Here is a 12,397-nt window from a genome sequence, read left to right as displayed (position 1 = left end):
GATTACTGAACTCAATGGCTATATTAGTGGATGAGTTCTGTCATATTATGTCAAAGATGTAACGAATTGCTAATGGGACGAAACGAATGTTGAGTAATGAATAGAGATGAGAATCAGCAAGACTGAGCTAGGTAAAGCTACTGAGTGCTTCTTGTAGTAGGTGGGGAGCGATCGGTTTCGTTAAAAAAAGGTCCATGCCGCTGGCAAGACATCGGTCTTTTGTCTCTTGAGTGGCTCCTGCTGTTAAAGCGATGATGGGGATATCCTTGTTCATTTTGCGGATCTGACGAGTAGCTTCGAATCCATCCATGACGGGCATTTGGCAATCCATGATGATTAAGTCAAAGTTTTCTCGGGATAGTATCTCTACCGCTTCTTGTCCATTGTTTACACAAAGCGCTTCATGTCCTTGTGTTTGAAGTATTTTGGTTATGATGATTCGATTAACCTCGGTGTCTTCTGCAATGAGTATCGACAGCGATTTGGTGCTTGGAAGGGGGGCCGCGGGCGTTGGAGCGCTTATTTTTTCATCGACTATGGGGAAAGCTAAGTCGATATTAAATTGAGTTCCTTGTCCTGGACGGCTGCTAACGGTGATCTCTCCTTCCATCAACTCAATCAGTTCTTTACAGATGGACAGGCCCAGCCCGGTTCCTCCGTATTTTCTTGTGGTTGATGAGTCCGCTTGAGTAAATTTTTCGAAAAGAAGGTCAATCTTATCGGCTTCAATACCTATCCCTGTATCTACGACCGAAATTTGAATCAGAATGCGGGTCGCACTTTTTTCTTTAATCACTAATTTGACTTCAATATGGCCAGTATCGGTAAACTTAACGGCGTTGTTTAGCAGATTAATCATGATTTGGCGGATGCGAATACCATCGCCCCAGAGTGGTGGTATGGATTCCGTTGGAAGGTTCACAAAGAGAGACAGTCCTTTATGGTTGGCGTCAAATTGAAATATTGAAGAGACGTCTGTGAGGATATCTTTTAGTTCAATGGACTCTTTGGATAGCTCAAGTTTTCCGGCTTCTATTTTAGAGAAATCCAAAATATCATTCACAACCGCCAGCAACAGTGTTCCTGAGCTTTTAATTAGATGAACATATTCTTGCTGCTCCTTGTTCAAAGAGGACTGCATCAACAGTTCGTTGGCTCCTAATACACCATTAAGTGGGGTTCTTATTTCGTGAGTCATAGTCGCCAAAAAATCGCTTTTGGCTTGTGCCGCTGCTTCGCTTAATTGTCGCGCCTGCTCTAAGGCTTCTTGTCGTTCGTAGTGAGCCGCGATCATGTTGTTATAAGTTTGTGTCAATTGCCCGATCTCGTCTGTGGATTGGTAATGGCTTAAGCAGGGTTTATCTTGTTCTCGACTATCGGTAATGGAGCGATTTAACTGAGCAAGGGGGATTAAAATAATTCTTCTGATAATAAAGGCATAAGCGATGATGAGGACACCTATAGAGACGGCAATCACCAGATAAATGGAATCAGTGTAGTCCTCTATTATTCGTACATTTTGTTGGGAATGTAAAAAAATACCGATAGATAGGTATGACAAAGAAGTGCTTTGTGAGCGAGCTATAGGTGCTTTATACACTAAGACATATCGATCCTTTCCATATTTAGAAAATGTATGATTGGAGGAACCAACAGCAGGAACCAGATAGTTTTTTATCTTTTCAAGCGCAATAGTGTCAACGGATTGGTTAACAAGCTGGTTCTTATTAGAAGCGATGACTTGTTTATTACTATCATCAACAACAATGATGAGATCGACATCTTCAAAGGTTCCAACGGAATTTGCTGTACTGATGATAAGGGAGGAGTGACTGCGCGATTCAATGACCAGGCTCAAAGTTTCTGCCAGTTCATAAGCCCTGGCTTTGACTCGATCAACCAGTAATGTCTCAGTATGTTGATTAATAGCCATTATGATAAAGAAGAAAATGGCAGGGAAGCCAATGGCTATTGGAATCAGAAGGCGAGAAGTCAAATGCTTTTCTAATTTTATCCGTTTCATTGTGATTTACTCAGGGTATTTTACCCTTACCTTTTCCTGAATTTTTTCACAGTCTCCTTGTAATGCGTTTTCTGAAAGCAAAGTATGGCAAATGAGTGCAACATTTTCTTGCAGTGTTGGGTGTGTCAGAGCGCCGCGTTGTTCACTGGATGTAAGTAGTACCATCCCCGATAGAGCTTCTTCGAACTCGTCTGATGATATACCTTCTCTTGTCGCCATGATTTGATGGGCTTCTTCTGGATTGGTTTTTGCAAAATCCAGAGCTCGTTGCCAAACGCGATAGAATTTTTTTAACCAGTTTGAATCAACCTGTGGCAAATCACCGCGTAAGCTGATGGTATCAATGATTTGCTTGGGAACATCTGCACTGCTAAAGATAACATGTTGTTGTTGATGGGAGAGCAGTTTGATGGAATGAGGTGGATAGGATATTGCGGCATCTATTTCTCCATTTAGCATGGCACTGGCAATTCTTAATTGTCCCATTCCCACCATCTGAATATCAGAAAAACGCATGTTGGCTTTTTTGAGTGCTAGTGCCAACAGGAAAACATCTAAAGATCCTACTTCGGCAGCAACGCGTTTATTCTTAAGATCGGCTAGTGTAGTTATCTCTTTTTGGGCAATGATGACGTCTCCACCCATGGAGTAATCGGGTATCAGGATGATATCGACAGACGTGTTGCTTACACTGGCCACTTGAACCACTTCGATAACAGTGCTTGCCATGCCATCAACTCGACCCTGAAGGTAGGCCCGTTGTACATCACCCAGCGATGCCAACTGCACTAATTTAATATTGAGATTTTCATCAGCGAAAAAACCTTTTTGCTCTGCCAGATACAGAAATTCATAACCGGGCCAGGGATTAATCGCTATTTTTACTGGGGCAGAAGGTTGAGTGCAGCTTGTTATGATGAGCAGCAAAGAACAGAGCAATAGACGTTGAGTGATTCCTTTTAACATATTTCGATTGCGTTAGAGAAACATAGTTAAAAGATAGACGGTGGAGTAACGATTGCCTATTGAAATAAAGGATATAGAGGTAAAAAAGGAGAATTATAGTTTAGGAACCCAAAGGCAAAGCCTTTGGGTTAACTCAATCAGGCGCTACGGTGAAGCCAGTTAAATAATCCACTGGAAGAGGATGGTGCCTTAGATGGTGATAAAGGATCAAAATCACCGAGTGATAAATAACGCGTGTTATCGTGGCGTAATTCAAATTCACCTGAGCAGGTTTTAAATGAATAATCTTGAGACCATTCTTCGGCGTTTTCGATAATGTCGTTGATTGCCGCTACAATTTTACGCGCATCAGCATCGGTGCTGGTCGGGTGTAAAGAAACCCGAACCCAGCCAGGCTTATCGGTTAAGTCGCCTGCATCGATTTTTTCGGTGATTTCATTCGAAGTGTTTTGATCGACGTCTAATAAGATGTGTCCGTAGGTTCCCGCGCAGGAGCAGCCGCCACGAGTTTGTATACCAAAGCGATCATTCAGCAAGCGTACGATCAAGTTATGGTGTAACCCTAAAACATAGAAAGACACGATGCAGAGGCGATCCTGTTGTTTATTTTCCAGGATATTAACTTTGGGGTTTTTGGCCAGCTCAACCTGCAGAATATCACGCAGTTCTTTTTCTCTTGATTCAATGTTTTTGACACCCATAGCTTCTTTCACTTTAACAGCCAAAGATGCGCGAATCAGTTGCAAGAAGCCAGGGGTTCCCCCGTCTTCGCGGATTTCAATATCTTCGAAGAAGCTCTGATCACCCCACGGATTGGTCCATGATACTGTGCCTCCGCCAGGCTGATCAGGTACTTTGTTTTGATAAAGCTTTTTGTCAAAAATTAATATGCCACTGCTACCGGGCCCACCAAGAAATTTATGCGGTGAAAAATAGATAGCATCCAGCTTTTGTGCTGGATTCGCTGGGTGCATATTAATATCGACATAGGGGGCTGATGCTGCAAAGTCGACAAAGCATAACCCACCATGACGATGCATGATTTCAGCCATCTGGTGATAAGGGGTTTTGATTCCCGTTACGTTACTGCAAGCGGTAAAGGCACCTATTTTTAGAGTACGTTCAGAAAACTCTTCTAGTAGTGACTCTAGATGTTCGAGATCCGGTAAGCCGTTAGCATCTGGTCGAATCATCTGAACGGTCACTTCACAGGTATTCCATGTGGTTTGGTTGGAGTGATGCTCCATGTGAGTGATAAAAACAACAGGTTTTTCTTCTTCTGGAATCTCGATGCGCTCTAGCCATTTGTCCGGTATACGCAAACCTAAAATACGCTGAAATTTATTAATAACAGCTGTCATGCCTGCACCAGCAGCAATTAAGACGTCATTGTCGTCTGCATTAACGTGCTTTTTGATGACGGTTTGAGCTTCGTGATAGGCATGAGTCATAGTTGTGCCTGTCATCGTGGTTTCTGTGTGCGTGTTGGCAACATAAGGACCAATAACACGACTCATAAAGTCCTCGATTGGTTGATACAGGCGCCCGCTGGCTGTCCAGTCTGCATAGACGATTGGCAATTGTTGAGAGTTGATTTCTGCCGTCAAGTCGCTGCCGACTATGCCGTCTCTAAAGGGTTGAAAGTAACGTTCCAGACTCATGAAGTACTCACATTAATAATTGAACGATTGATTGCCTTTGAACTGTCGGCGTGGTCGCCAATTCATAGCTTCGATATAACTTTTGGTTATGCCATTATTATAACTGGTTATTGGCATCCAAAGTGGACAGACATTGTATTTATTTATAGCTGATTTTCAAGAGTTTAAAAAATGTACACTTTATTGGTTGTGGGTACTTGCTCACAGCAAGTGATGCTAATTAGAAAGGCTGTAGTGAATACAATATATTAAGAGGAAGCGCTGTGATGAATGGGTAATAACAAAACGATATGAAGAAGAGCCATACCTTTTTCTTTTCGGATGGCTCAGGATAGAGAATACGGATTATTCGCTGTCGATAAAATCCAGCTGACGCCAGGACTCGTAAACAAAAATAGAAACGCTGTTTGCCAGATTTAAGCTGCGACTTTCTTTTTTCATGGGCAGTCGCAATATTTGCTGATGCTCTAATCGTTCTAACACTTCATTTGGCAGGCCACGAGTTTCTGGGCCAAACATGATGTAGTCGCCTGCTTTGTATTGAACTTGATGATGATGTTTGCTGCCTTTGGTTGATGCGGCATACAGAGTCGCTGGCTGTTCGTTATCAAGGAAATCCTGATAGCTATCGTGGATTTTAATTTCTGCCCACTCATGATAATCAAGGCCTGCACGGCGCATACGCTTATCATCCAGCTCAAAGCCCAGGGGCCTTATCAAATGGAGGTGGTAGCCTGTATTGGCACAGAGTCGAATAATCGCCCCTGTATTGTGTGGAATTTCGGGTTCAAATAAAACAATATTTAGCATAGTGGATGGTATCGATATCGGTGGCAGAGTGAGTTTTGTAATACCTTATTATGCTGAGTAGTTTTGATACTTTTTCAGCTTACGAGTGATCGTATTACGCCCCCAGCCAAGCAGTTTGGCTGCGTCCTGTTTGTGCCCTTTGCTCAAGTTAAGGGCTAATTCTATCAACAATTGCTCAATATCGTCCTGTATTATTTGCAGCGCCTCGGCGTCTCCAGCTTCAACCGATTGTATTAATGCGTGCTTTAACGCTGTTTGCCAACTGGAGGAAGTTGGACTTTGTATTGGAGTCGATTCTTTTTGAGTTGGATCAAAGCGAATTTCCTGAGGCAGATCGTTGGCCAGTATTTCGCGCCCAGAAGACATCACCGTTAGCCAACGACAGACGTTCTCCAATTGTCGTACATTGCCGGGCCAGTCGTATTTAAGCATTTGATCGCTGGCTTCGAGGCTAATTTGTTTGGGTTCTGTTTCCAGTTCGATGGCTGCTTGCTGTAAGAAGTAGTGAGCCAGCAGTGGAATATCACTGGCGCGATCTTTTAAGTTGGGAAGCTCAATGCGGATAACGTGAATTCGGTGATAAAGATCTTCACGAAAACTGCCGCGCTCTACCAGCTTTGCTAAATCCTGATGGGTGGCCGCAACGATGCGCACATTGGCCCGTACCGGTTGAGTGCCTCCCACACGATAAAACGAGCCTTCGGACAGAACTCGCAACAGGCGAGTTTGAGTATCCAATGGCATATCGCCTATCTCGTCTAAAAACAGGGTTCCGCCATCGGCTTGCTCAAAGCGTCCTAGATAACGTTGATTGGCGCCAGTAAAGGCACCTTTTTCATGCCCAAAGAGCTCTGACTCAATCAAATCTTTGGGAATGGCGGCCATATTAAGCGCCACAAATGGACCTGTCCCACGGCGGCTGTGATTGTGTAGCGCACGAGCAACCAGCTCTTTACCTGTACCAGAAGCGCCATTAATTAATACGCTGATATTAGAACGTGATAGTCGACCTATAGCCCGAAACACCTCCTGCATCGCAGGCGCTTCACCGATAATCATTGGGGCGTCGTCTACGGATTGCTGATCTTGAGGGGCCGTGAGGTTGGGGTTCGATTGCGCAGCGCGTTTAACCAATTCGATGGCTTGATCAACATCGAATGGTTTGGGCAAGTAATCAAACGCGCCGTGTTCATAGGCGGTTACGGCGCTTTCCAGATCACTGTGGGCCGTCATAATGATCACGGGCATTTCTGGTTGCTGTTGTTTCAGCTCTTTGAGTAAGACAAAGCCGTCTTCGCCAGGCATGCGAATGTCGCTTAAAACAACAGCAAAATTTTGTTCACTCAAAAGCCGTCGGGCTATTTGGCTATTTGCCGCAGATTCTACTGTAAAGCCTTCATCCGTCAGTGCTTCGCTGAGTACCCAACGAATAGAGTTATCATCATCAATTACCAGAACTGGAAGGTTTGGGCTGCTCATAGGCTCAACTTATTATGGGTAAATAGATGGAAAAACAGGTTTTTCCTGGCATCGAGTCAAACTCGATAATGCCCTCATGTTGTCGAATGAGAGATTGTGCAATTCCCAGGCCAAGTCCTGAACTTTCTTTGCCACTGATGGTTGGAAAAAAAATGACTTCTTTTAGATCTTCGCTGATCCCTGGCCCGTTATCTTCAACATCAATTCTGGCCATAAGACGAAATTGACGTGGGCCAATAGTGTGCTGGTGGGCTGCTCGGGTGCGAATGATGATTTGTCCTCTATTGTCTAAGGATTCGCAAGCATTGGTCATCAGGTTTAGCAGCGCCTGGTAGACCTGCTCTGGCGCTATGGTCAACTCCGGCAGGCTTGGGTCATAGTCGCGCACAATAGTGAGCGTTTGATGTTGGCCTAACTCTATAAAATTAATAGCTTTTTCTGTTACTTCGTGAATGTTGATGGTTTGTGTTGCTTCTATCTTTGCGGGCGTTAGCATGCGATCAACCAGCTTTTGTAGCCTATCTGCTTCTGCCACGATAACGCTGGTGAATCGCTTTAAGTTGTCGTCGTTGAGTTTTCGCTCCAACAGTTGGGCCGCGCCACGTAAACCGCTGAGAGGATTTTTTATTTCATGAGCCAGATTGCGGGCAAGGGAGTGGCTGATGCGATCTTGATCGATGAGCTGGTACTCTCTTTTAAGATCGCGGGATTCTTTGCCTGCGGGTATCTCGAGTATTAGCACGGGTTGGTTGTCTAACAACTGGTAGCTGATATTAACGCGTATAGGGTGCCATTCGCTTTTGGTCGTGGTGAAGCTGGCGTCTTCTAGATACCAACGACCTTTTTGTTCGAAACATTGTTGCAGAAATTCGCTATTAAGATCGTCGCTGATAATGATATCGGCTACTTTAGCGCCTTCTATTCGACGTTTGCTTTGTGCAAAAAGGACTTCTGCCGCGTCATTAATAGAATAGAATTCGAGTTTTTCTGTCACAACAATCACTGCTGTTGTGAGCAAAGGATACAAAGAAGGGCTCGGTGTCATGGTCATTGCACCATTATAGTTCTTTTTATGAGGGTTGCATCACCAAAATGGTGCGTTAATTGTTGTTTCGGTTAGCACTGGCTTTGTGAACAAAGAAGTTAAGGAGCTTACTGCTCTGGACTTTTTTATTATCAGCATCGACGATCTCTGCCTTTAGAGTGTGAGGGCCACGCTGCACGTCGCTGAGGGCAAACGTCAGTTCTGTTTGGATATTGGTAGGCTGCCCATCAAGGTAAAGTCGGACACGGTGACCGTCTTTGAGCTTTGGGGCGACGGATATAGTTGCGAACATATTGCCATCATTGCTTCTGACGATGCCTTCCTGGGTAGGTTCAACGAATTTGATGGATTTGTATAACGGCTCCTTCCCTTTGTTGGTTTTATCCTTGTTTTTCTCTTTCTCCATGTTTTCTCGGAAGCGATTGAGTATTTTTTCATCCAGTATGTACTCTTGCTGCTTCACTACTGGAATTTCTTTAATGTCTTGTTCTTCTGCACCTTTCTGGGGCTTATCGGAATAATGAACATTGCCCGATTTATCGACCCAACGATATATCTTCTTCTTTTTTGGTGCCTTTTCTTCTTCTGCTTCTTTTATTTCTGCAGCATAAAGGGGAGGTAGGTATACCGGGCTCGATACCAGAATTGAAACGCTCAATGTGATCATTAATTTATTCATAAAATTCCTTCCCTCAGCGGCTCAGCATCATGATGACTGTCTGGAAATGTGGGCGGCATCAAAAGAGTTTGTATTACCTGCATACTTATTTGTATCCAGATAGCGGCGGCTTGTCAAAAGCCTCGTGTTCAATTTGCTATGAATTTCTATATTGAACGCATAAAAAAGCCCGGTGAGTACCGGGCTTTAAACTATCACTCAGCTTATTAAACGCTGTAGTACATTTCGAACTCAAGTGGGTGAGTTGTCATTTGTAGACGAGTCACTTCTTCACTTTTCAGCTCGATGTAAGAATCGATGAAGTCATCGCTGAATACGCCACCTTCAGTTAAGAAAGCACGGTCACTATCAAGAGCAGCCAGAGCTTCTTCGAATGACGCTGCAACCGTTGGGATTTCTGCTGCTTCTTCTGCAGGTAGGTCGTATAAGTCTTTATCCATCGCATCACCAGGATGGATCTTGTTTTTGATTCCATCAAGACCAGCCATCAACATGCCTGCAAATGCCAGGTATGGGTTAGCTGTTGGATCTGGGAAGCGAACTTCGATACGAGCTGCTTTTGGTGTAGTTACGTATGGAATACGAATGGATGCACTACGGTTACGAGCAGAGTAAGCCAACATGACTGGAGCTTCAAAGCCTGGAACCAGACGCTTGTAGCTGTTTGTTGACGCATTGGTTAATGCATTCAATGCTTTAGCGTGCTTGATGATACCACCGATGTAGTAAAGTGCTTCTTCTGACAAACCGCCGTACTTGTTACCAGAGAAAACATTGTCGCCGCCTTTGCTTAATGACTGGTGACAGTGCATGCCGCTACCGTTATCGCCAACAACTGGCTTAGGCATAAAGGTTGCTGTTTTACCGTAGGCATGAGCAACGTTATGGATAACGTATTTCATAATCTGAAGTTCGTCGGCTTTCTTAACCAAAGTGTTGAAGCGAGTAGCTACTTCGTTCTGGTTAGCTGTAGCCACTTCGTGGTGGTGAGCTTCTGTTTGAATGCCTAACTGCTCTAAAATCAAACACATCTGTGAACGAATGTCTTGTGATGAATCAACAGGAGCAACGGGGAAGTAACCGCCTTTAACGTTAGGACGATGAGCTGTGTTGCCGTGCTCATAAACTTTGTCTGAGTTCCAGATAGCTTCTTCTGAATCGATTTTGTAAAAAGAGCCACTCATGTCTGTTTTGTAGCGAACGTCGTCAAATAAGAAAAACTCAGGCTCTGGTCCAAACAAACAGTCATCAGCAATACCGATAGAACGCATGTACTCTTCTGCGCGGCAAGCGATTGAACGAGGATCACGGTCATAACCTTGCATTGTTGTAGGCTCTAAAACGTTACAACGCAGGTTCAAAGTTGCATCTTCAGTGAAGGGGTCCATTAAGGCTGTGTCGCAATCCGGCATTAAGATCATGTCTGATTCGTTGATGCCTTTCCAACCAGCGATAGATGAGCCGTCGAACATTTTTCCTTCGTTTAACATATCCGCATCAATTTGGCTGACAGGGATCGATACGTGCTGTTCTTTACCTTTAGTGTCTGTAAAACGTAAGTCTACAAACTTAACATCGTATTCCTGAATCATTTCGAGGACTTTTTCTGCCGACATGTTTTTCTCCGAATAAATTGAAAAATGAGTTTCTTAATAAAGTTGATTCGATATAAGCAATTAGTATGCCAGTGTATGTTGCATACTAAAACTCCCTGAAGTAGGGGTAATTTGGGCCCAATTATAGATGAGTTAGCCAGAAATGCGACTGGATGCACCATAATATTGCTACAAGGCAAAACGGCTTGCACTATTATGGTGCTTTGGCGCTATTCTTGTGCAATGTCGGATGAATGTCGCCAGAGTTTGGAGGTTTCGAATGTATTGGTTTCAAGTTTTTGCAGTAATGCCTGAAATCTCGGCTCTTCGTTTAACTGACTTAATGCTAAATCATGCTCCAGAGTCCACCAGGTTTGATTGGCGTCATTGAGCCAGCCGGCATTAATGGCTTTTTCTAATATCGTCAGGGCGCTGTCTGTCTCGCCCAGTCGAATCAAAATCGCTGCGTGTTTAACAGGATCGTTATTGGTACCAAAGGCTATGTCTGCTGATAATGTGTTGAGTTCTTTTTTGCTGAGTTGCTCCTGAGCCAGTAATTTGATCCGCCAGTGTTCTGCAAGCTGGGGTGATGCTTGTTGAATCAGTGATTGCGCTTTGGTTGTGTCGTTATTCAGCCATGTGGCATAAACAAGGCCTACTTTTAAATCCAGATTCTCTGGCTGCTGCTGGATTCTACGTTGTAGCAGCGTAATGACTTGTGGCCACTTCTTTTGGCTGGCTTCCAGAGCAATTTGAGCATCCAGAATTCGTGGATGCTCACTGGCCAATGTGTGGGCTTCGGCAATAAAGTGTTCGGCAAGCTCTTGCTTGTTCAGGCTGATGGCAAACAGGCTAAGCGTGATTTTATGAGGGACGGTTTGCGGAATAGAGTGGTACTTTTCGCTGATAAAGGTGATGGCGTTTTTGGCTACGGTTTGTGTCAATGGATAAAAATTGAGTTGCAAATAGGGATTGCCATAAGCCGTCGGCCCAACATCAATAGAACGGTCAAAAAACTGCTTTGCTAGTTCTGTTTGGCCATTAAGCTGATGACTGTACGCCATGTTGCGATTGATAATGACGGACAGAGGATCAAGAGACAGTGCTGTTTGATGCAACTCCAGCGCTTTTTTATGCTGGCCCAGGTTGTTCATTAATATGCCGTACCAGTGATAGGCTCTAACGTTGCTAGGATTTAATTCGATCGCTTTCTGGTAGGCTTTTTCGGCATCTTTATGATGACCATTCTCCATGGCCATGCGACCGATGGTGGCATGAGCTTCGGGCAGATCCTTATTGATCAGTAGGGCTCTTTGAATATATTGCTCTGCTCGTTGGTGCGCTTGTGCCTTGGGCCAGTCACCATACTCGTGCAGAAACAGATAGGCGTCGCTTAAACCAACGTAAGCCTGTGCGTAGTCAGGTGCCAGTTTGATAGCATCAGAAAAATGTTGGATAGCACGCTCTACATCTTCAACGTTACGACGGCTCCAATATAAGCGTCCAGAAAGATAGTGCTCAAATGCATTAACCGTAATGCCCGAAGGCATGTTGTCTTTTGATAGCTTTATTTTTAATGTGCTGGCCAGAGCTTGAGCGATGTCGTTCTGAACTTTAAAGATATCTTGAATGTATTCATCAATGTCTGTTGACCAGAGTATGCTGCCATCGCCAGTGTTTATGAGCGTCAGACTGACTCGAAGGCTCTGATAACCTTTGTGTACACTGCCTTTTAATACAGCACCAATACCATAGGTCTCTTTTAATTGAGTTAATGGAATTTTTTTGTTCTTTAGTGCGATGGATGTGGTGCGAGAGATCACTTTGATATCTTGCACGCTACTTAAACGACTGCGAATGGTATCTGCAACGCCACGAATAAAATGGGGGCTGCCGTCCAGGCTGTTTTCATCATCAAAGGGATAAACTGCAATCACCGAAACTGAAGGGGTTTCTAGTTCTTCAGAGGCATCTGGATTAAGTTCATAATGGTAGTAGGTAAACAGGGTGGCTATTAACAATAGAACAATGAATCCCCAGAAGAGAGAGTTGGATAGCTGATGGGTGGAAGCCTTTTTATTCATAGATGGTGATTTTTGAGTCGTTTTTATCAAAGCGGTGGTCTGAGTTGCTTACCGC

General features: G+C 44.1%; 9 protein-coding genes. All 9 read right to left on the bottom strand.

What is annotated here, in order from left to right; genetic code table 11:
• Window positions 1-127: 127 nt before the first annotated feature.
• Complete coding sequence (locus NH399_RS13035; RefSeq protein ID WP_253040708.1) at window positions 128-2,023, bottom strand: ATP-binding protein; 1,896 nt, start codon at window positions 2,021-2,023, stop codon at window positions 128-130.
• A 6-nt stretch (window positions 2,024-2,029) separates the two neighbouring features.
• On the bottom strand, window positions 2,030-2,989 hold the full coding sequence (locus tag NH399_RS13030; RefSeq protein WP_253040706.1) for an ABC transporter substrate-binding protein: 960 nt from the start codon (window positions 2,987-2,989) through the stop codon (window positions 2,030-2,032).
• 137 nt (window positions 2,990-3,126) lie between these two features.
• Window positions 3,127-4,650, bottom strand: coding sequence for an aminotransferase class V-fold PLP-dependent enzyme (locus NH399_RS13025; RefSeq protein ID WP_253040704.1), 1,524 nt, complete (start codon window positions 4,648-4,650; stop codon window positions 3,127-3,129).
• A gap of 345 nt (window positions 4,651-4,995) precedes the next feature.
• Complete coding sequence (gene trmL, locus NH399_RS13020; protein ID WP_253040702.1) at window positions 4,996-5,460, bottom strand: tRNA (uridine(34)/cytosine(34)/5-carboxymethylaminomethyluridine(34)-2'-O)-methyltransferase TrmL; 465 nt, start codon at window positions 5,458-5,460, stop codon at window positions 4,996-4,998.
• Window positions 5,461-5,508: 48 nt separating this feature from the next.
• Window positions 5,509-6,939: a nitrogen regulation protein NR(I) gene (gene ntrC / locus NH399_RS13015; RefSeq protein WP_253040700.1), complete on the bottom strand. Its 1,431-nt coding sequence runs from the start codon at window positions 6,937-6,939 to the stop codon at window positions 5,509-5,511.
• A gap of 4 nt (window positions 6,940-6,943) precedes the next feature.
• Window positions 6,944-7,984 (bottom strand): nitrogen regulation protein NR(II), encoded by a 1,041-nt coding sequence (gene glnL, locus NH399_RS13010; RefSeq protein ID WP_253040698.1) that lies wholly within the window; start codon window positions 7,982-7,984, stop codon window positions 6,944-6,946.
• Between the two features lie 55 nt (window positions 7,985-8,039).
• Entirely contained in the window at window positions 8,040-8,663 is a 624-nt protein-coding gene (locus NH399_RS13005; RefSeq protein WP_253040696.1) for a DUF4124 domain-containing protein, read from the bottom strand.
• A 206-nt stretch (window positions 8,664-8,869) separates the two neighbouring features.
• On the bottom strand, window positions 8,870-10,279 hold the full coding sequence (glnA, locus tag NH399_RS13000; protein ID WP_253040694.1) for a glutamate--ammonia ligase: 1,410 nt from the start codon (window positions 10,277-10,279) through the stop codon (window positions 8,870-8,872).
• A gap of 209 nt (window positions 10,280-10,488) precedes the next feature.
• Window positions 10,489-12,342: a tetratricopeptide repeat protein gene (locus tag NH399_RS12995; protein ID WP_253040692.1), complete on the bottom strand. Its 1,854-nt coding sequence runs from the start codon at window positions 12,340-12,342 to the stop codon at window positions 10,489-10,491.
• Between the last annotated feature and the right edge of the window lie 55 nt (window positions 12,343-12,397).

Origin of the sequence: Pleionea sp. CnH1-48, from assembly GCF_024124665.1 — a bacterium.
Classification (GTDB): Bacteria; Pseudomonadota; Gammaproteobacteria; order Enterobacterales; family Kangiellaceae; genus JAMXSB01.
Note: the sequence above shows the minus strand (reverse complement) of the source record. Positions and strands in the feature narration are given on the sequence as shown.

Excerpts from the sequence above, each read along its gene's own strand:
- glnL (WP_253040698.1), bottom strand. The coding sequence starts at position 7,984 with ATGACACCGAGCCCTTCTTTGTATCCTTTGCTCACAACAGCAGTGATT.
- NH399_RS13030 (WP_253040706.1), bottom strand. The coding sequence starts at position 2,989 with ATGTTAAAAGGAATCACTCAACGTCTATTGCTCTGTTCTTTGCTGCTC.
- NH399_RS13025 (WP_253040704.1), bottom strand. The coding sequence starts at position 4,650 with ATGAGTCTGGAACGTTACTTTCAACCCTTTAGAGACGGCATAGTCGGC.
- NH399_RS13035 (WP_253040708.1), bottom strand. The coding sequence starts at position 2,023 with ATGAAACGGATAAAATTAGAAAAGCATTTGACTTCTCGCCTTCTGATT.
- trmL (WP_253040702.1), bottom strand. The coding sequence starts at position 5,460 with ATGCTAAATATTGTTTTATTTGAACCCGAAATTCCACACAATACAGGG.
- ntrC (WP_253040700.1), bottom strand. The coding sequence starts at position 6,939 with ATGAGCAGCCCAAACCTTCCAGTTCTGGTAATTGATGATGATAACTCT.
- NH399_RS12995 (WP_253040692.1), bottom strand. The coding sequence starts at position 12,342 with ATGAATAAAAAGGCTTCCACCCATCAGCTATCCAACTCTCTCTTCTGG.
- NH399_RS13005 (WP_253040696.1), bottom strand. The coding sequence starts at position 8,663 with ATGAATAAATTAATGATCACATTGAGCGTTTCAATTCTGGTATCGAGC.
- glnA (WP_253040694.1), bottom strand. The coding sequence starts at position 10,279 with ATGTCGGCAGAAAAAGTCCTCGAAATGATTCAGGAATACGATGTTAAG.